We start from the raw sequence: 19,168 nt of genomic DNA, 5'->3' as shown, positions 1-19,168 counted from the left end.
TTTCGGCGCAAACTGCTGAAAGCGGATGGTCGTTGGCGTTACTGTCAGTTTCGTGTTCGCTGCAGAACGTCGTCAATTGATCCTCGAAATGGTGCGCGCGAACGGAGCCGTGTCGCTCCGTGAGCTCGCCCGTGTCGTCCAGACCTCCGAAGTGACCGTACGGCGGGACGTGCGGGCTCTCGAGGCAGAAGGACTCCTCGACCGCCGGCACGGCGGTGCGGTGTTGCCGGGTGGATTCACGCGAGAGTCCGGCTTCCCGCAAAAGTCCCATCTCGCAACGGCGGAGAAGACGGCCATCGCCGATCTCGCCGCCGGCCTCGTCGAAGAGGGCGAGGCCGTGGTGGTCGGCGCCGGTACGACCACGCAGGAGCTGGCCCGCCGGCTCGCGCGGATCCCCGGGCTGACCGTCGTCACCAACTCCCTGCTGGTCGCCCAGGCGCTGGCCCACGCCAACCGGGTGGAAGTCGTCATGACGGGAGGGACGTTACGCGGCTCGAACTACGCGTTGGTCGGCAGCGGCGCGGAGCAGTCCCTCCAGGGCCTGCGGGTCACGCGCGCGTTCCTGAGCGGGAGCGGGCTGACCGCGGAGCGCGGCCTCTCCACGTCCAACATGCTCTCCGCCAGTGTCGACCGGGCGCTGGTGCAGGCGGCGGCGGAGGTCGTGGTGCTCGCCGACCACACGAAGCTCGGTACGGACACGATGTTCCAGACCGTGCCGACCGAGCTGATCAGCCGCCTGGTGACCGACGAACCGCCCGCGCACGACGACCGTGCCGGGACCGAGCTCCAGGCGCTCGCGGACCAGGGCGTGCAGATCGCCGTGGCGGGGGCCGGCGGCGCGGCCGGCTCCGGTGGCGCGGGGATCGGGGGCGGGCTGGGCGGAGCCGGTACGTCCGGCCTGTCCGGCGGCCCGGGCGGGTCCGGTACGGTCGGCGGCCCGGGCGCCGAGGGCGGCGGCCTGTCCGGCCGGCAGCCCCGCCGCGACCTCCCCCTGCCGGGCCAGCGCCGCACGCACCCGGGCGGCCCGGCGGGCGGCCCCGGGGCCGGGCTCCGGAGCACATCGGGCCCGTCGGCGCAGGAGCCCGGCGAGCGGGCGCGGGTGGCGGACATACGGCGGCGATAGCGGCCGGCCGGAGGGGTGCGGCGCGGGCGATCGGCGTGGCCCTGCCCGCGCGGGGCCCGCTCCAGCCGCGCCCGGCTCGAAGAGGCGCGTCGGCCCGCTCTCGATGAACAGTTCGGCCGGCCGCGCCGAGTTCGGTCCCGACCGTCATCCCGGCCGGGCTGTCGGCCGCGTACGTTCGGCGCCGGTTGACAGCGCCGGTGAAACCGTCGGCCGAAGCGCCGTGGAGGCGGTCCTGTCCCGGCGCTCGCTCAGGGCTTGAGCCCCGTCAGCGTCAGTCTCAGCAGCCGGTCCGCCAGCTCCGGGTCGTCCGGGGCGCCTTCCGCCGCCAGGGCGATCGCGTTCGTCAGCTGCATCAGGTCGTCGATGGACACCTCGGCCCGTACCTGACCGGTCTCCTGGGCGCGGACCAGCAGGCGCTCGCCCGCGCCGCGCAGGGGGATGTTGCACCGGGACAGGGCCGAACTCTCGTCGTGCGAGGCGGCCATGAGCGCGCGGGAGAGGCCCCGGTACTCGCCGGCGTGGGCGATCAGGGCGCGCAGCCAGGCCACGAGGGCGCCGCAGGGCCGGTCGTCGGAGGCGGCCAGTTCGCGCGAGCGCTCCAGCAGGGCGGTCAGGGCCTCCTGGAAGACCGCGCTGAGCAGGGCGTGCCGGTTGGGGAAGTGGCGGTAGAGCGTGCCGATGCCGACTCCGGCGCGGCGTGCCACGTCTTCGAGGGAGGCGTCCGCGCCGTGTTCGGCGAAGGTGGCCCGGGCCTCGGTGAGCAGCCGGTCGTAGTTGCGGCGCGCGTCGGCACGCATGGGCCGGGGCGGCGCGGCGGCCGTTGCCGTGGGCCGGGCCGGGAGCTGCGTCGGGGGCTGGGTCGGGGGCGGTGCCGTACTCCTCGCCATGGCGGTCGGTCCTTCCTGTCCGTGGCGCACCAGGATGCCACCGCCGGACCCCGACATGCCGCCGGGTTCGGACACCTGTCCGAACCCGGCGGCTCCTTTTCAGGAGGCGATCAGCCAACGGTCAACTGCTGACCGGAAGGCGGTCAGCAGTTGACCTGAAGGCGGTCAGGAAATGGCCTTGATGGCCTGCCAGCCACTCGTGCCCACGGCCGACGGCGTGCCCACGCCGTCCTTGCGACCCGGGACGAACTCCAGCCCGGCCGTGGTGTTGGCCGTCGTCGTCCACAGGTCCGCGATGCCGTCGCCGTCCACGTCGCCCGGAGCGGTGATCAGCGGCCGGGCGGCCGGGGTCCAGCCGGTGGCGTGGACGGTGCGGTTGATCGGGGCGCCGAAGGCGGCCGGGTCCGTACCGCCGTCCGGAACGCCGTCGGCGTCCACGTCCCGTGCCGTGCCGTGGTAGACGTACAGCGTGCCGTCGGTATGACGGGCCATCAGGTCGACGAGTCCGTCCCCGTCCACATCGCCCGGGGAGACCAGGGTCATGGCACCCCAGCCGCTGTTGCCGATCGGGTAGCCGGACTCGACGGTGCCGCCCGAGTAGCCGGGCAGGAACCACAGCTGGTCGCCGATGACCGCGACGAAGTCCGGGTTGTACTGCTCGGTGTCGGGCGTCAGGTCGCCCACCGACACGATCTGCTTGATCGCGGCGGTGTCGGTGACGGCGCCGGTGTCCTCGTCAGGGAAGACGTACACCTGCTGCCGGGTGTCCTCCGAGACCTGGCCCAGGCCGTCGTTCGGGAACAGCCACAGCTTGCCGTCGTTCCGGCGGGCGACCAGGTCCTCGTACCCGTCCTCGGTCCAGTCGCCCCGGTGGGTGAGCAGCGCGCCCTCCCAGGCCCCGTTCGTGGACAGGAAGGAGGCGGCGGCCACGTTGCCCTTGGTGTCCGTACCGGAGTACAGCCGCAGGTTGTTCGTGCCGTCGACGGCGTAGAAGTCGGGCGCGCCGTCGCCGTTCACGTCACCGGGCTCGTCCCGCACGCCGGGGCTCGCCGCGTAGAACTTGTACGGGTACGTCGGGCTCGTGTTCTTCCCCGCGTCCACGCTCTGCACGTACACCGTGTGCGGGCCGGGGGAGAGCGGCGTGACCTTGATGCTCACGCCGCCGCCGGGCGCGGCCGGCTTGACCACGATGTTCGCGGGGGTGCGGTCCAGGCTCCACCGGTACTCGGTGACGTCCGCGACGCCGCCGGACCCGATGGTGAAGGTCCCCTCCGTGCGGGCCAGGGCGCCGTCGGTGTCCTCCGGGTACTCCGCCGAGGCGACCGTCGGCGACACGGCCGGGGCCGTCGGGTCGAAGGCGAAGCGGCAGCCGGGCGCACCGAGGGTCGGGGTCCAGTCGGAGGCGAAGGAGGCGTCGTTCGGGTCCTCCGCCTGGGCCTTCCAGGAGAACTGGCCGCTGCTCAGGCCCTTGTACTGGTTGAGGAGCGTCTTCGGTACGACGACCGAGGCCCGCGCGCCCTTGGAGTCGGAGGCCTTCACGGCCACCTTGACCTTCTTGTCGAAGAAGACCCCGGGGTCACCGTCGTGCTTGCCGGTCGCCCACAGGTGGAACTGGACGTTGACGTCGCCGCCGTCCGGGTCCCAGACCTGGGCGGTCAGCGTGACGTCCGTGTTGCCGACGGTCACGTACGAGCCGTTGTTGCCGCAGTCGTTGAGGGGCGACTTCGTGCTGGGGATGGTGTCCAGCGCCCACGGGTTCTTCGGCAGCCGGTTGTACTCGACGATCAGCTTGGCGTCCGGCTTGAACTTCTTCCAGCTGTACGTGTCCTTGTTGTCCTCCGCGCTCTGCGGGGCGCGCAGGCCGAAGGTGATGCTGGGCCAGTTCTTGGCGGCGGCGTTGACCGCGGCGCTCTTGGCGTTGAAGTCGACGGCCTTGTCCGGGCAGCCGACGCCCTCGTTGCCGTGCGCGTAGTTGCGGGTGTCCTGGCGGTCGGCCCAGGACGGCTGCTTGTTCCAGGTCGTCGCGGAGCTGATCGCGCCGGTCTGCCACAACTCGACCGGCTTGGGGGTGCAGGACCAGGAGTGCGTCTCGGTGATCTGGAACTGCGCGTCGATCACCTTGACCCCGGCCAGCGCCTTGGAGTCGATGCGGAAGAACGACCGGGCCGTGCCGCCGGACGAGCTCTCGTAGCCGACGCGCGCCTCGTTGGTGGTCTTGCCGTCCCAGCCCGTGCCGTTCCAGTAACTGTCGTTCGGGTGGGGCTTGTACGCGATCGTCCACGCCTGGCGCTGGCCGGTGAAGCGAGGGTCGATGTAGACCGGGTAGGTCGTGGTCGGGGCGTCGAGCAGCTGCTGGTCCGGTTCGAGGCGGAGGGTGCCGTCCAGGACGGTGACGCCGACGCTCGCGCTGTTCGCGCCGGGGGTGAGGCCGCCGCCGGCGGTGTCGGGGGCGGTGGCGGTGTCAGGGGCGGTCGCGGACGATTCGGCGGCCGTCTTCGCCGCCGTCTTCGGACCGGCTGCCGTGGGTGCCAGTGCCGGCGGTGCCGACTCCGGCGCGGTCGTGGAGTCCCACATCCGTGCCGACGAGGTGGCGAAGACGGTCTGCCCGGCCGGGTTGACCGCCTTCAGGGAGCCGCTCTCCGGGTCCTTGCGCAGATCCAGACCGTCCGACGAGAGACCGAAATCGATCGTTTCCAGCTCAGGATTGTTGGCTGCTTCGGCCGTCTTGACGATCAAAGCTTGGCTGAAACCATCCACATCGGCCTTGAGCGCCAGGTCGACCCCCGGCAGCACCTCGCGGTAGGTGGCGGTCGCCCCCTCCAGCACCGGGGCGGGCAGGGCGTTCGGCCAGGTCAGCGACAGGGTGCGGCCCTGGTCCCGGAGTACGACGAGGGGTTCGGAACCGCCCGCGGAGAAGGTCACGTGGCCCGCGGCGGCCTTGGGCGCGATCCGGTCCTGGGCCGGGGCGAGGGTGGTGTCGATCGCCTTCCAGGCCCCTTCCCTCTTCACCCGGACCGGCATGGTGTGCTGGGTCAGCTTGAGCGTTCCGCCCGGCTGCGCGTAGACCTCGCTGGTCTCCGTACGGGCCGACACGACCTCGACCGGCTCACCGCTGCGCTGGGCCCGCGCGAGCGCGTCGGCCTCCGAAGTCGCGGGAGTGGCAGGTGAGTTGGATGCCTTCTCGGGTGCCGCGGCGGGCGCGGCGCCCGGTGCGGCGACGGCCGTCGGCGTCAGGGCGAGCGCGCCGCTGACGACAAGTGCGGTGATCGTGGTGCACGCGGAGCGTCTCGCCGCTCCCCGTCTCCTCCTGAACATCTCTGGCATGGGTGAGTCCCCCGGTTCCTTTCGGCTCTTGGGCGAGTTCGGCCGAACAGTACACGTCGCACATGCCAACCCTTTGCTGTCTTTTCGCAACTCGGGTGTCGAAGGTTGGCCAACTTCTTACTTGATTCTCACATTTGTTGACGCTTAGCGTCTGCGCGATCACATCGTTCAGATGCTTAAGATGGGGGAGAGCTGTGCAGCAACTGTTGAGGCAGTTGCGCTATTTGGGCCACTGGCATAGATCCGTGTCATTCGTGGTCTTCATGGCGTTTTTCATCAACTTCATACCGGCGGACCCGGCAGCGGCCGGATCCGGCAAGGTGCGGCTGGCCGAGTTGAAGCGGGACAAGTCCGTCTCCGGCCGCGAGTTCACGCCGGACCGCCCGCGGGTCAAGGACGACGCCGCCCAGGACTGGCGGCCGGACCGGGCGAAGGTCCCGGTCGGCGAGTACCTGGTCCAGGTGGCCGGCGCCGGCGACGGGAAGTCCGCGGAGCAGTCCGGACGGAAGCCCGTCGGCAAGGGCCTCGGTGCGGGCTCCGACGCGGGCCTCGGCTCCGACACCGGCACCGGCCTCGGTTTTGGCTCCGGTTCAGGTTCCGGTTCCGGGCTGGGTGAGACCCCGGCGAGCGGTCTCACCACCGCCCCGGTGACCCTGCGTCCCACGCCGTCTTCCAAGGCCCAGTCCTCGGCCAGCACGCGCGGCGCCGCCCCCGACGCGTCCGCCGCGCCCGCGGCCCCCGGCACCGCCGCGCGCGTCGCGATGAAGGACGCCGCCACCGCCCGTAAGGCCGGTGTCGACGGCATCGTCCTCACCGCCGCCCCGGCCGGCGAGTCCGCCGAGCGCGCCGCCTCCGGAGCCGTCGAACTGGCCCTGGACTACGCCTCGTTCAAGCACCTCTACGGCGGCGACTGGGGCTCCCGGCTCCGCCTGGTCCAGCTGCCCGGCTGCGCGCTGACCACTCCCGAGCTGGAGCGCTGCCGTACCCGTACGGCACTGCCCAGCACCAACGACGCGACTGGCGAGACCGTCTCGGCGACCGTGGACCTGACCGCACCGGCGCAGGCCAAGGCGGCGTCCGGCGCGTCCGGCGCCTCCGCCGCCCCCGTCGTCCTCGCCGCCGTCGCGGACGCCTCCGGCCCCGGCGGCAGCCACGAGGCCACCTCGCTCTCCCCCTCCGGCTCCTGGATGGCGGGCAGTTCGTCCGGCGGCTTCTCCTGGACGTACCCGATCGAGGCGGCCGAGGTCCCCGGCGGACCGCAGCCCGAGGTCGAGCTGTCGTACTCCTCGCAGGCCGTGGACGGCCGTACCGCGTCCACGAACGCGCAGTCGTCCTGGATCGCCGAGGGCTGGGACTACGAGCCCGGCTTCATCGAGCGCCGCTTCCGCTCCTGTTCCGACGACAAGGGCAAGGTCGACGACAAGGCGCCCAACAACACCGGCGACAGCGGTGACCTGTGCTGGGGCTCCGACCACGTCGTGATGTCGCTCGGCGGCAACTCCACCGAGCTGGTCAAGGAGGTCAAGGACGGCAAGGAGACCTGGCGTCCGGCCGACGACGACGGCTCCCGCCTGGAGCACGCCTCCGGCGCCGAGAACGGCGCCAAGGACGGCGAGTACTGGATCCTGACCACCACCGACGGTACGAAGTACCACTTCGGGCTGAACAAGCTGCCGGGCGCCCCCGCCGACAAGCGGACCAACTCGGCACTGACCGTCCCGGTGTTCGGCAACCACCCCGGCGAGCCCTGCCACGCCACAGCGTTCATGGACTCCGACTGCGCGCAGGCGTACCGCTGGAACCTCGACTACGTCGTGGACCCGCTGGGCGACGCCATGTCGCTGTGGTGGAACAAGGAGACCAACTACTACGGCCAGAACATGAAGGCCGACCAGCAGATCGCCTACACCCGCGCCGGCTACCTCGGCCGGATCGACTACGGCCAGCGCTCGGACACCCTGTTCACCGCGCAGCCCGCGGGCCGGGTCGTCTTCGACACCGCCGAGCGCTGCATACCGGCCGCCGGGGACACCTTCGACTGCGCCGTCTCCAATCGGACCAAGGAGAACAACGCCAAGTACTGGCCGGACGTCCCGCTGGACCAGGAGTGCAAGTCCGGCGAGAAGTGCACCGACAAGTACTCCCCGACCTTCTGGTCCACCAAGCGGCTGACGAAGATCACCACCCAGGTGCTCTCCGGCACCGCGCTGAAGACCGTCGACTCCTGGGCGCTGGAGCAGTCGTACCCGAAGACCGGTGACGGCACCTCCCCGGCCCTCTGGCTGGAGTCGATCACCCGCACCGGTTACGACGCCGCGGGCGCCACGGCCGCCATGCCGAAGGTCACCTTCGCGGGCGTCGAGATGGACAACCGCGTCGACAAGGTCGAGGGCCTGCCGCCCTTCTCCCGCAAGCGGATCCACGCCATCGACACCGAGACCGGCGGCCGGATCGCCATCACGTACTCGCAGCGCGAGTGCTCGGCGCTGGCCCCGGTGAAGATGCCGGCCTCGCCCGAGTCGAACACGATGCGCTGCTTCCCGCAGTACTGGACGCCCAAGGGCGCGCTGAACCCGGTGAAGGACTGGTTCCACAAGTACGTCGTGGAGCAGGTCCGCGAGGAGGACCTCGTCACCGACAGCCCGGCCAAGGTCACCAGCTACGAGTACCTCGACGGGGTCGCCTGGGCGTACGACGACAGCGAGTTCACCGAGAACAAGCACCGCACCTGGTCCCAGTACCGGGGCTACGAGCGGGTCCGCACCCGCCTCGGCGCGGGCGACGACGTCAAGCAGCTCTCCGAGCACCGCTACTTCCGCGGCATGCACGGCGACAAGCTGCCCTCGGGCACCCGTACGGCCCGGATCGAGGACTCCGAGGGCGGCACGTACGACGACCTGCCGCAGTACCAGGGCCAGCTGCGCGAGCAGATCACCTACGAGTCCGACGGCGGGCAGATCGACTCGACGGTCGTGACCACCCCCTGGTCGGTCAAGACCGCCACGCGTCCGCGCACCGGGACCACGCCGCTGGAGGCGTGGATGACCCGGCCCGCGACCGTACGGACCCGGGAGCGCGTCAAGGGCGAGACCTGGCGCACCTCGACCGAGACCACCAAGTACGACGAGTACGGCATGCCGTACGAGGTGGACGAGACGACGCCGGGCGGCACTCGCAAGTGCGCCACGACGACGTACGTCCGCAACGAGAGCGCGTATCTGATGGAGTCGGAGTCCCGCGAGGTGACCCGCCTGGGCGCCTGCGGCAGCACCACCGGCGAGGTCATCGAGGACACCCGCACCCTCTACGACGGCAAGGCGTTCGGCGCCGCGCCCACCAAGGGCCTGCCCACCGAGGTGCAGGAGCTGGACGAGAACGGCACCGGCTACCTGACGATCGACAAAACCGAGTACGACATCCACGGCCGCGAGAGCGCGACCTGGGACGCCGAGAACCGCAAGACGTCCGTCGTCAACACGCCGGCGACGATCGCGCCGCCGGTCAAGACGGTCTCCACCGACCCGCTGGGCTTCACCGAGACGACCGAGTTCGACCCGCTGCGCGGCCTGCCGCTCGCGGAGACGGACACGAACGGCAAGCGGTCGGCGATGGAGTACGACCCGCTGGGCCGGCTCCTGAAGGTGTGGGAGATCGACCGTGACCAGAAGACCCAGACGCCGAACGCGACGTACGACTACACCGTCCGCCGCGACGGCCCGACGGTCGTCACGAACCGCTCGCTGAAGGACAACGGCGAGTACGCGGTCTCCTACGAGCTCCTGGACGGCCTGCTGCGCGAGCGGCAGACGCAGGACGCGGCGGTCGCGGGCGGCGGCAGGATCGTCAACGACACCTTCTACGACTCGGCCGGCCGGGAGTGGAAGACCAACGACGGCTACTTCAACAGCGCCGAGCCGGAGCCGAAGCTGCTCCAGGTCGGGGACAACGAGGTACCGGCCCAGACCCGCACCGTCTTCGACGGTCTCGGCCAGCCCAACGCGGAGATCAGCTACCACAAGGGGAACGAGCAGGTCCGCAGCACCACCGAGCGGGACGGCGACGTCACCACCAGCATTCCCCCGAAGGGCGACACGGTCACGGCGACCTTCGAGGACGCCGAGGGCCGGACGGAGAAGCTCCGCGAGTACACGAAGGAGGACCGCAGCGCCTGGCGGGACACGCTCTACGAGTACGACGCCCTGGACCAGATCAAGAAGATCACCGGTCCCGGCGGCGCGGTGACGACGTTCGAGTACGACAGCCGGGGCAGGCAGAAGTCGATCACGGACCCGGACGGCGGCACCGCCACCTTCGGGTACGACAAGACCGACAACATGGTGTCCACGACGGACCCGCGCGGCAACACGCTGGTCACCACGTTCGACGCGGGCGGCCGGCCCACCACGCTCCGCGAGGGCAGCGAGACCGGGCCCAAGCGGATCGAGTGGACGTACGACACGCTCGCCAAGTCCCTGCCGACGGCAACGATCCGGTACGAGAACGGCCGGGAGTACCGGGACGAGGTCACGGAGTACGACAACGCCTACCGGGTCAAGTCGACCAAGACAGTGATCCCGGCCGAGGAGACCGGCCTCGGGGGCACGTACACCTACAGCTACGACTACACCCCCACCGGACAACTCGCCTGGGCGCAGGTTCCCGGACTCGGCGGGCTCACCACGGAACGAGTGGTGTTCCGGTACAACTCCGACGACCTGCCGATCTACATCGGCGGCGCGTCGACGTACCTGAACGACGTGCAGTACTCGGCCTTCGGCGAGATCCTGCGCACCGAGGCGGGGCCGCTCAACCGGAAGGTCTACGGCTCCTACGTCTACGACGAGTTCACGCGCAGGCTCAAGCAGTCGACGTTCGACCGCTCGACGGCACCGGCCAGGATCACCGACACCGGCTACACGTACGACCAGGCCGGCAATGTCACCAAGATCGTGGACACGCCGGGAGCGGCGACGCCGGGTGACGGCAAGACCGACACGCAGTGCTTCGTTTACGACCAGCTGCGTCAGATGACCTCGGCGTGGACGGCCACGGACGGTTGCGCGGCGGCTCCGTCGAAGGAGACCGTCGGCGGGCCGGACGCGTACTGGCACACGTACGAGTTCGACGAGGCGGGCAACCGCAAGAAGCTGGTCGAGCACGACACCACCGGTGACACCGCCAAGGACGTGACCCGTGACTACACGTACGGCAAGTCCGGTGTCGGCGGCCCGAACGCGCTCGCGGAGGTGAAGTCGGCCGGCCCCGGCGGGGAGCGGCTGAACACGTTCGAGTACGACAAGGCGGGCAACACCACCAAGCGTCAGCAGAACGGCACCACCCAGACGCTGAAGTGGGACATCGAGGGCCAGCTCCAGTCGGTCTCCGAACCGGTGGAGGGCGGCGGCACCAAGACCACGTCGTACCTCTACGGCGCGGACGGCGAGCGGCTGATCCGCACGGGCGCGGACGGGGCGAAGACCCTCTACCTGGGCGAGGCCGAGCTGACGGTCAGCGCGGACCAGCTCTCGGTCAAGGCGGAGCGCTTCTACGGCCACCCCGACGGGTCGACGACGGTCCGTTCCACGGGCGGTGGCCGCCAGCTGATGCTGGCCGACCACCACGGCACGTCGAACACGGTGATCGACATGGTCGGCGCCGCCATGGAGGTCACCCGGCGCAAGTCGATGCCGTTCGGTGACGAGCGCGGTGGGCAGCCGGACTCATGGCCCGGTCATCGGGGCTTCGTGGGTGGCACGGTGGACCAGGACACGGGGCTGACCCGGCTCGGTGCCCGTGACTACGACCCGGCGACGGGCCGGTTCATCTCGGTCGACCCGATGGTCGACTACGCCCAGCCGGCCACGATGAACCCGTACGCCTACAGCAACAACGCGCCGGCCACGTTCTCCGACCCCGACGGGCTGTTCTTCCCGATCCTGATCGGTATCGCGGCCCGGATCGCCATCCAGGCGGCGATCCGCGCGGCGGCCCGCCGCGCGGCGCAGATCGCGGCTCGCAAGGCGGCCCAGGCACTGGCCAGGCGGCTCGCGGCCCAGGCTCGCAAGCGGGCGCTGGCGCTGGCCCGGAAGAAGGCGGCGGCCAAGGCGCGGCGCGAGGCGGCCAAGCGTGCCGCGGCGCGTCGAGCAGCGGCCAAGCGGGCGGCCCAGCGCGCGGCGGCGAAGCGTGCCGCCCAGCGCAGAGCGGCGGCACAGGCCAGGGCACGCGCCCAGCGTGCGGCGGCCAAGCGCGCGGCGGCGCGTCGTGCGGCGGCCCGCAAGGCGGCGGCACGACCGAAGCCGAGGGCGAAGCCCAGGAGCCAGCCGAAGCCGAGGCAGAAGCCGTCCCAGGCGAAGAAGCCGGCGCAGAACCGGGGCTCGAAGATCCGTGAGGAGATCAAGTCCGAGGCCAAGGACCAGGCGGCGGACTCGGTGCAGCAGGACATCGAGCGACGGTCGCAGGGACCCAACCCGCCCTCTTCGTCGGCCGAAGGCGACCGACTCAACGAGCACCTCAGCCAGACGCAGAAGTACGGCAAGGCGGGTGTCCGTGAGCTGGAGGACGGTAGGATCCGCTACTACGGGGAGATCAAACCCCCCAACACACCTGGTGAGATGATCGGCCGGCGCACCGTTCGGGAATGGAATCCGGCGAACGGAAACAAGCGCACGTGGCAGGAGACTCTGGACGGTGAGGGGAGAATCCGTCAGGTCCGGCCGCAGGAGTCGATCACTGGAGGCAAGAAGGTGCATTACGTGTTCGACCGGCTCGGAAAGTTCATCAGAAAATGGTGAGCGACGAGATTCCCACGCTGGACGTGGTCAGGGACAAGCTCGTCGGTCTGATCAACGGGACGATGAACCGGGAACAGGTTGCGAGCTGGGCGTGGCAGTGGATTGCCGAACGGGACGACGAGGTCACGGACCTTCGGCTGCACGACCACTTGGACACGTTGAGCGGCGCTGACAGCAAGGTGGATCCGGAGACGTATCTGTACGACCAATCGGACTTCGAGGACTGGCTCAGAGATCTCCCGACGGAGCAGTGACCGTATGACCGTGTGAACAGGTGGCCGGCCGTCGATATCGATGGCCGGCCACCTTCATACCCGCACGACGACGGAACGCCGGCCGTGACCCTGCCTGCGGATGTCGCAGTGCGACACGCGCGGGCGCCTTCAACGGCGGGTGTATGACGGCTGTGTTCGTCAGCGCGGCGAGATGCCCAGGGGCGAAGCATTGCAACTGAGGCTACTGCGGAGAAAACCATGATGAGCACAGCGCATTACGGAACGCACCCGGAGGTGCTGTCACGTCTCTTGAGCGATCTCACGCCGAAGGAGCGGCGACGGGTGCGCTATCTCGACGCGGCGGAGAACGCGTGCGTCGAGGAACGCAGCCTGAACAGGTACCCGCAGACCGGCGGAAGGCTTGAGTTCCAGGACGAGTCGGTCCTCGAACGGCGCGAGGCGGACACGGAGGTGGTAGTCGCGGAGCTGCTGGCCGAGTGGGTGAACACTCACATCGATCCGGAGACGGAGGTGGTGGCGATGTGGGGCAACTACGTTGTGCCGTCACTCGCGATGCCGTCAAATGTTCTGGCAGATCACGCTGGAGCGGTGGTGGCGTCGAGCAGCGACGTGTGGGTCTATGCCGATCGAGAGAGCCTGATCACCGAGCGCTTTCATGACGGACGCACAACGCTGGCGCGAGTAGAGTGAGTCCACTCCCATCTCATTGCCCCTGGCCGGGACAGGACAGATGAGCGCCCGTCGGAGATGTCCGTCCGGTCTTGCGTCCTGTCTTGTGTTCTGTGTTGCGTTGTGCGCTACGTTCCGCCCGACAGGGCGGTGACAGGCGTCGCGATCGCGGGCCGCGGGGCGGCCCCGGGCCGGAGGGGCGGCGGGGCTGCCGCGCCCAGCACGTGGTGGCTGGTCGGCCGAGTGCCGATGGGGAGGTATCCGGTGAGCAAGAGCTTGGCCGAAATCGAGGTCTCACGGATCGCCTGGGAGGAGTTCCGCACGCTGGGAGACCGGTCGGAGGGCGTCCCGGGCGCCCTGCGGCGGCTGTTCGCCGCGCGGACCGAGGACGAGGCGGCGAGCGCGTACTGGGAGCTTGAGAACGTGGTCGTCGTGCAGGGGCAGTTGTACGCGGCCGCGCTGCCGACGGTTTCCGTGCTGCTGGCGGCGTTGCTGGACGATCTCTCCGCCGACGCGCGGGATCTGGTGCTGGAGCTGATCCACCAGATCGTCGCGGGCGAGGCCGCGGAGGACGAGGTGGCGCGCGGCAACGGGGATCTCGGGGACCGCTGCCGGGAGGCCGCCCGTGCCGGACTGTGGCTTGTGTACCGCGAGTTGGGGACCCGGCGTCGGGAAACGGCGGAGGCCGTCCTGGAGCGGATCGAGGCCGACGGGGCACGGCGCGCCGCGTTCCTCGCGGGGCTACGAGGTAAGTGAGTCAGCCGGGCGGGGGAGGGCTCGTGGACTACGACTGGGCAGCTCTGCGCTGTTTCGCGGGGAGCGCCGAAGGGCTGCCGGCGGCCGTGCGGGATCTGCTCTCCGCCGCGACCGGGGCGACGGCGGAGGAGGCGTACTGGCGTATCGACGGCGTCGCGCTGGTACAGGGCCGGCTGTCGGAGTCCTGTACGGCGGTGTGCGCTGTCTTGGTGAACGGGCTGCCCGGCGCGACGGAGCACGGCCGTCGGCAGGCCCTCGACCTGCTGGCGCAGATCTCGGGCGGCTACGAGGAGCATGTCGATTCCACCGTCGTGGGGCCTGTCTCGTACGCGGCGTGCATGCGGGAGATCGTGCACGGGTTTCCGCTTTACCGGGAGCGTGTTGAGACGGATCTCGACGCCAGTTGTGTGGACCTCGTCCTTATGTGCGGTCTGGCCGACGAGCGGCTGCGGGGCGAGGCGGTGCGGGTGCTGGAGCGCGCTCTGGATGCCGCGTCCGGCCGCGATGTGAGGGGGCTGATCGTCAACTCCCTGGAGGATCTGAGGGGTGAGGCGTTCGACGCGTGAGCCGTTGCGACGGTTCTCCGTTGTTCGGCGCCGACGTACTGGCGGTGGTCGTCGGGTCTTGTGTCCTGCGTTGCGTTACGCGCTACGTTCCACCCGCTTGACGGTGACAGACGTCGAGGAACAGCAGTACGGACAGCAGCCAGGCGACGGTGAGCCCGAGCGTCGTGGCCCCGCGCCGCAGTCGGCGCGCGTGGGCGTGGCCGTGGGCGACGTCCCGCGTGCGGCCCCGCGTGCGCGTCATGTCAGGTCGGCGATGAGCAGGGACGCGGTCGGTGCGAACGCGCCTCGGCACTCCCGTTCGTACACGGTGCGGATCACCGGCGCGACCTTCAGCCGGAAGAAGACGGCCTTGCCGCCGTCCACCGGGCGCGAGCCGTAGTCGGCGGCCAACTCGGCAACCAGGGCGAGGCCGCGACCGCCCTCGTCGTCCCCGGCGGGCTGTCTGGGTACGGGGACGCCGCGCCCGGTGTCGACGACCGCGAGGGTGAACACGTCGGCTGCCACACCGAATTCGACGCGGCAGCCGAGGGTGCCGTGGGCGTGCAGTACGGCGTTGGTGACCAGTTCCGAGGTCAGGAGGGCGGCGGTGTAGGCGGTGTCGCGGTCGTACTCCCAGGCCAGCAGGGCGAATTGGACGGCCCTCCGGGCCTTGCCGGGGGCCTCGTCGGTGGCGTCGAAGCGATAGCCGCGCCAGATGTGGACCTTCATCTCGCTCTCCCGGTGGATGAAGTCGGCCGGCTCGGGCCACGAGGCCGTGAGCGGGCATGGGACGACCCGGCATCCGTTCCGGAGAGTGTCCGTTCGGGTGCGAAGGGTTACCTGTCTGGGGTAACGTAGGGCCGAAACGGATGGAATAGCAAATGATCGATCTGCACTTGTGCAGATCGGGCCGCCTCTCCCCGTCGCAGCGGACGGGCGAGTGGGTGCGCCGCAGAAAGGGGAAGGGCTGTGGCGAGTACGGTGCGAAGCCGTCGACTTGGCGCTGAGCTGCGTAAACTCCGCGAGGCGAAGAAGCTCAAAGCTGACGCCGTCGCCGAGGAGATGGGCTTCTCGCGGCCGAAGCTGAGCCGCATAGAGTCGGGCGAAGTCCGAGTCTCGCTCAACGACGTCAAGGCGCTTCTGCAAGCGTACGGAATGGACGACGAGGCGCAGGTGCGGTACTTCCTGACGGCCTCGCGCGAGGCGCGGAAGGCCGGCTGGTGGCACCGTTACCAGGACTCGCTGCCGCGTGAGTACGCCGAGTACATCGAACTCGAGGCTGCCGCGAGCGAGATCAGGAACTTCGAGCCGATCATGATCCCCGGCCTGCTCCAGACCGAGGCGTACACGCGCGCGGCCATCCTGGCCAACCCCGCGATCCTGCCTCCGGCGGACATTGAGGCACTTGTCGCCATCAGGATCGAACGCCAGAAGGCCGTCGGCGGTGAGAGCCCGGTGCGGCTGTGGACCATCGTCGGTGAGTCGGCGATCCGCCAGGCCGTCGGGGGCGCGGCCGTCCTCCGCGAGCAGCTGCACCACCTTGAAGAGCGCGCGAGGCAACAGCACGTGGTGGTTCAGGTCTTACCGCACCGTGTCGGCGCGCACGCCGGTCTCAACGGTGCGTTCGTAGCCTTCGGATTCCCGAGCGAGCATGAAGCGGACATCGTGTGCGTGGAGAACATGACGGGCACGCTGTACATGGACGAACCAGGGGAATGCGCGGCGTACGGGGTGGCGTTCGACCATCTTCGGGCGACCGCGTTGAGCCCTGACGACTCGCTCACCCTGATCCGGCATGTGGCACAGGAACTTGAGGACGATGAGACGAACGGAACCCGGTATAGCCAGCGTCCCATGGCGTAGGAGCAGCTACAGCGGAGCCAATGGCAACTGTGTCGAAGTTGCCCTTTCTGCCAATGGCCACGTCGCCGTCCGGGACAGCAAACAGCCCGGCCGCCGTACTCGGTTCCAAGCACGCGAGGCATGGCAGTGCTTTGTGTCGGGGGTGTGCTCCGGTGAGTTCGGCGGGTGAGTCGTACGCGGTGAGCGGTGACGTTCCGACGCTGGAGGGCATCAGGGCCCGACTCGTCGGGCTGGCCGACGGCACCGTGGACCGTGAGTCCGCCGGCGGCTGGGCCTGGGTGTGGGTGGCCGAGCGCGACACCGAGGTCACGGATCTGCGGGTCTGGCGTCATCTGGACACGCTGAGCGGGGCCGACAGCAGGGTGGACCCGGACACCTACCTCTACGACCGCACGGACTTCGAGGACTGGCTCCGGAGACTGCCGCCACCGGGTTGGTTCCCGGCGGGTCCGGACTCGTACCGGCTCCTGCTGGACCTCGCCCCGGCCGGGAGCCCGGAGCGTACGGTCGTGACCGCCTTCGGCGCCCCCGACGCCGACGGAGCCTCCGCCGTGCTGGACCTTCTCGCCGAGCGGCTCGTGAGCGTCGGGTACGACGGGGACTGGGAGGAGCCCAACATGACCGGGCGGCGGATCGAGGCCCTCATCGACGCGTTCGGCGGCCTGGGCGAGGAGTGAGGGGGCGATGCGGCGCGGAACTCGCCCGCACCGATGAGGCGGACGGGCCCTGACGGGCCGCCACCACCCCGGCACGCCGATGCGCGGGCGCTCCCGTCGCCGCTGACGACCGAGCCGGGACGCGGCTGTGCCCCGCCGGGTCACCAAGGGCCCGGCGGGGCACAGCCGCGATCGTCGGACCGGACGTCAGTCCTTGATCTCGCAGATCGTCGCGCCCGACGTCACCGACGCGCCGACCGTCGCCGCCAGGCCCTTGACCGTGCCCGAGCGGTGCGCGTTCAGGGGCTGTTCCATCTTCATGGCCTCCAGGACGACCACCAGGTCGCCCTCCTTGACCTCCTGGCCCTCCTCCACCGCGATCTTGACGATCGTGCCCTGCATCGGGGAGGTGAGCGTGTCACCGGACGCCGCCGAGGCGGACTTCTTGGCCGCCCGGCGCTTGGGCTTGGCGCCGGCGGCGAGGCCGGTGCGGGCCAGGGACATGCCCAGGCTGCTCGGCAGCGACACCTCCAGGCGCTTGCCGCCGACCTCGACCACCACCGTCTCGCGGCCCGGCTCCTCGTCCGCGTCCGAGCCGACGGGGGCGGCGAAGGGGGCGATGTCGTTGACGAACTCCGTCTCGATCCAGCGCGTGTGGATCCGGAACGGGTCGGACGTGAACGCCGGGTCGGTGACGACCTTGCGGTGGAACGTCAGCGCCGTCGCCATGCCCTCGACGGTGAACTCGTCCAGCGCGCGCGCCGCGCGCTGCAACGCCTGCTCGCGCGTCGCGCCCGTGACGATCAGCTTGGCCAGCAGCGAGTCCCAGGCCGGGCCGATCACCGAACCCGACTCGACCCCCGCGTCCAGCCGGACGCCCGGGCCCGCCGGCGGGGCGAAGGCGGTGACCGTGCCGGGCGCGGGGAGGAAGTTGCGGCCCGGGTCCTCGCCGTTGATACGGAACTCGAACGAGTGCCCGCGCACCGGCGGGTCGTCGTAGCCCAGCTCCTCGCCGTCCGCGATGCGGAACATCTCACGGACCAGGTCCAGGCCCGTGACCTCCTCGGTGACCGGGTGCTCCACCTGAAGACGCGTGTTGACCTCCAGGAAGGAGATCGTGCCGTCGGCGCCGACGAGGAACTCGACCGTCCCCGCGCCGACGTAGCCCGCCTCCTTGAGGATCGCCTTGGACGCCGCGTACAGCTCGGCGTTCTGCGCGTCGCTCAGGAACGGCGCCGGGGCCTCCTCGACCAGCTTCTGGTGGCGGCGCTGGAGCGAGCAGTCACGCGTCGAGACGACGACCACGTTGCCGTGCTGGTCGGCCAGGCACTGGGTCTCCACGTGCCGGGGCTTGTCCAGGTAGCGCTCCACGAAGCACTCACCGCGGCCGAACGCCGCGACAGCCTCGCGCACCGCCGAGTCGTACAGCTCCGGGACCTCTTCGAGCGTACGGGCGACCTTCAGGCCGCGACCGCCGCCGCCGAAGGCCGCCTTGATGGCGATCGGCAGGCCGTGCTCCTCGGCGAACGCGACGACCTCCGCCGCGCCCGAGACCGGGTCGGGGGTGCCGGCCACCAGCGGGGCGCCGGCGCGCTGCGCGATGTGGCGCGCGGCGACCTTGTCGCCGAGGTCGCGGATCGCCTGCGGCGGCGGGCCGATCCAGGTCAGGCCCGCGTCCAGGACGGCCTGGGCGAACTCGGCGTTCTCGGACAGGAAGCCGTAGCCCGGGTGGATCGCGTCCGCCCCCGAGTCCTTGGCGGCCTGGAGCACCTTGGCCATGTCCAGATAGCTGGCGGCCGGGGTGTCACCGCCCAGGGCGAACGCCTCGTCTGCGGCGCGGACGTGCAGGGCGTCCCGGTCCGGGTCGGCGTAGACGGCTACGCTCGCGATCCCGGCATCCCGGCAGGCACGGGCGACGCGGACAGCGATTTCGCCACGGTTGGCGATGAGCACCTTGCGCACGATGGCTCCCTCCTTGAATCGAGCTGAGTTTAGGGACTGCCGACACGCCCCATCGAGCAGTCCCCACTGGTGAGCTTGCCCACACGGAGCGTGATCCGGCGCGATCCTGGGCGTGCCCAAGCCGGGAAATCCCTTGTGACCCCACGGTACGCCGGGAATCCCCGTCGCACAGTAGCGGGCGAGTGTGCGACGACTCTCTGTCCGAGTGCCCCTCGGCGCGCGGGGTTTCTTTGTCGAGTCCCTACGAACGGACCAATGAATCTTTGCCGTCGGGCGGACCCTTGTCCGACGGTTTACCCGTGAGTAGCGTGCGTGACGGGTGCCGTACCGAGGTCCCGTCGACGGTGACACGAGAG

General features: G+C 70.2%; 14 protein-coding genes. 9 read left to right on the top strand and 5 right to left on the bottom strand.

Translation table 11 applies throughout. The annotated features are described in order from the left end of the window. Positions 1–88 precede the first annotated feature (88 nt). Complete coding sequence (locus IG02_RS0121020; protein WP_030750227.1) at positions 89–1,123, top strand: DeoR/GlpR family DNA-binding transcription regulator; 1,035 nt, start codon at positions 89–91, stop codon at positions 1,121–1,123. A gap of 248 nt (positions 1,124–1,371) precedes the next feature. Here the strand turns inward: IG02_RS0121020 and IG02_RS0121015 are convergent, their stop codons facing one another. After that, complete coding sequence (locus IG02_RS0121015; protein WP_030750224.1) at positions 1,372–1,920, bottom strand: TetR/AcrR family transcriptional regulator; 549 nt, start codon at positions 1,918–1,920, stop codon at positions 1,372–1,374. Between the two features lie 255 nt (positions 1,921–2,175). Continuing rightward, positions 2,176–5,334 (bottom strand): FG-GAP repeat domain-containing protein, encoded by a 3,159-nt coding sequence (locus tag IG02_RS40805; RefSeq protein WP_030750221.1) that lies wholly within the window; start codon positions 5,332–5,334, stop codon positions 2,176–2,178. A gap of 245 nt (positions 5,335–5,579) precedes the next feature. Here IG02_RS40805 and IG02_RS43500 point away from each other — a divergent pair, with 245 nt between their 5' ends. From IG02_RS43500 to IG02_RS0120985, 5 genes are all read left to right on the top strand, one after another. After that, positions 5,580–12,125 carry an RHS repeat domain-containing protein gene (locus IG02_RS43500; protein WP_051765415.1) on the top strand — a complete coding sequence of 2,182 codons (6,546 nt, stop codon included), beginning with the start codon at positions 5,580–5,582 and terminating at the stop codon, positions 12,123–12,125. Beyond that, complete coding sequence (locus tag IG02_RS0121000; protein ID WP_158712354.1) at positions 12,122–12,379, top strand: hypothetical protein; 258 nt, start codon at positions 12,122–12,124, stop codon at positions 12,377–12,379. Before IG02_RS43500 ends, IG02_RS0121000 begins: the two co-directional genes overlap by 4 nt. A 219-nt stretch (positions 12,380–12,598) precedes the next feature. Further along, positions 12,599–13,051, top strand: a complete 453-nt coding sequence (locus IG02_RS0120995; RefSeq protein ID WP_158712353.1) for a hypothetical protein — start codon at positions 12,599–12,601, stop codon at positions 13,049–13,051. A gap of 243 nt (positions 13,052–13,294) precedes the next feature. After that, complete coding sequence (locus tag IG02_RS0120990) at positions 13,295–13,786, top strand: hypothetical protein (protein ID WP_051765409.1); 492 nt, start codon at positions 13,295–13,297, stop codon at positions 13,784–13,786. Positions 13,787–13,809: 23 nt separating this feature from the next. After that, on the top strand, positions 13,810–14,352 hold the full coding sequence (locus IG02_RS0120985) for a hypothetical protein (protein ID WP_030750207.1): 543 nt from the start codon (positions 13,810–13,812) through the stop codon (positions 14,350–14,352). Positions 14,353–14,434: 82 nt separating this feature from the next. Here IG02_RS0120985 and IG02_RS41675 read toward each other — a convergent pair whose 3' ends face one another. Together IG02_RS41675 and IG02_RS36730 are read right to left on the bottom strand one after the other, a co-directional pair. Then, the gene (locus IG02_RS41675) at positions 14,435–14,593 is read right to left on the bottom strand and encodes a hypothetical protein (RefSeq protein WP_158712352.1); all 159 of its coding nucleotides are present in this window, start codon (positions 14,591–14,593) and stop codon (positions 14,435–14,437) included. Continuing rightward, on the bottom strand, positions 14,590–15,060 hold the full coding sequence (locus IG02_RS36730; RefSeq protein ID WP_051765407.1) for an ATP-binding protein: 471 nt from the start codon (positions 15,058–15,060) through the stop codon (positions 14,590–14,592). The genes IG02_RS41675 and IG02_RS36730 overlap by 4 nt, the downstream gene beginning before the upstream one ends. A 240-nt stretch (positions 15,061–15,300) precedes the next feature. Here IG02_RS36730 and IG02_RS0120970 point away from each other — a divergent pair, with 240 nt between their 5' ends. The 3 genes from IG02_RS0120970 to IG02_RS37910 are packed head-to-tail and all read left to right on the top strand — an operon-like array spanning position 15,301 to position 16,871. After that, positions 15,301–16,194, top strand: coding sequence for a helix-turn-helix domain-containing protein (locus tag IG02_RS0120970; protein WP_030750200.1), 894 nt, complete (start codon positions 15,301–15,303; stop codon positions 16,192–16,194). Continuing rightward, positions 16,127–16,363 (top strand): DUF397 domain-containing protein, encoded by a 237-nt coding sequence (locus IG02_RS39610; RefSeq protein WP_324604738.1) that lies wholly within the window; start codon positions 16,127–16,129, stop codon positions 16,361–16,363. Before IG02_RS0120970 ends, IG02_RS39610 begins: the two co-directional genes overlap by 68 nt. Next, the gene (locus tag IG02_RS37910; protein WP_051765403.1) at positions 16,347–16,871 is read left to right on the top strand and encodes a hypothetical protein; all 525 of its coding nucleotides are present in this window, start codon (positions 16,347–16,349) and stop codon (positions 16,869–16,871) included. Before IG02_RS39610 ends, IG02_RS37910 begins: the two co-directional genes overlap by 17 nt. 186 nt (positions 16,872–17,057) lie before the next feature. Here the strand turns inward: IG02_RS37910 and IG02_RS0120960 are convergent, their stop codons facing one another. After that, entirely contained in the window at positions 17,058–18,812 is a 1,755-nt protein-coding gene (locus IG02_RS0120960; protein WP_030750197.1) for an acetyl/propionyl/methylcrotonyl-CoA carboxylase subunit alpha, read from the bottom strand. Positions 18,813–19,168 lie beyond the last annotated feature (356 nt).

Origin of the sequence: Streptomyces sp. NRRL F-5135, assembly GCF_000719775.1 — a bacterium.
GTDB lineage: Bacteria > Actinomycetota > Actinomycetes > Streptomycetales > Streptomycetaceae > Streptomyces > Streptomyces hebeiensis.
The sequence above is the reverse complement of the archived record's forward strand: the minus strand, read 5'-3'. Positions and strand labels throughout refer to the sequence as shown.

Bases quoted from the DNA above. Each gene is read 5' to 3' on its own strand.
- IG02_RS0121020 (WP_030750227.1), top strand. From the start codon at position 89: ATGGTGCGCGCGAACGGAGCCGTGTCGCTCCGTGAGCTCGCCCGTGTC.
- IG02_RS0121015 (WP_030750224.1), bottom strand. From the start codon at position 1,920: ATGCGTGCCGACGCGCGCCGCAACTACGACCGGCTGCTCACCGAGGCC.
- IG02_RS40805 (WP_030750221.1), bottom strand. From the start codon at position 5,334: ATGCCAGAGATGTTCAGGAGGAGACGGGGAGCGGCGAGACGCTCCGCG.
- IG02_RS0120995 (WP_158712353.1), top strand. From the start codon at position 12,599: ATGATGAGCACAGCGCATTACGGAACGCACCCGGAGGTGCTGTCACGT.
- IG02_RS41675 (WP_158712352.1), bottom strand. From the start codon at position 14,593: ATGACGCGCACGCGGGGCCGCACGCGGGACGTCGCCCACGGCCACGCC.
- IG02_RS36730 (WP_051765407.1), bottom strand. From the start codon at position 15,060: ATGAAGGTCCACATCTGGCGCGGCTATCGCTTCGACGCCACCGACGAG.
- IG02_RS39610 (WP_324604738.1), top strand. From the start codon at position 16,127: ATGTGGCACAGGAACTTGAGGACGATGAGACGAACGGAACCCGGTATA.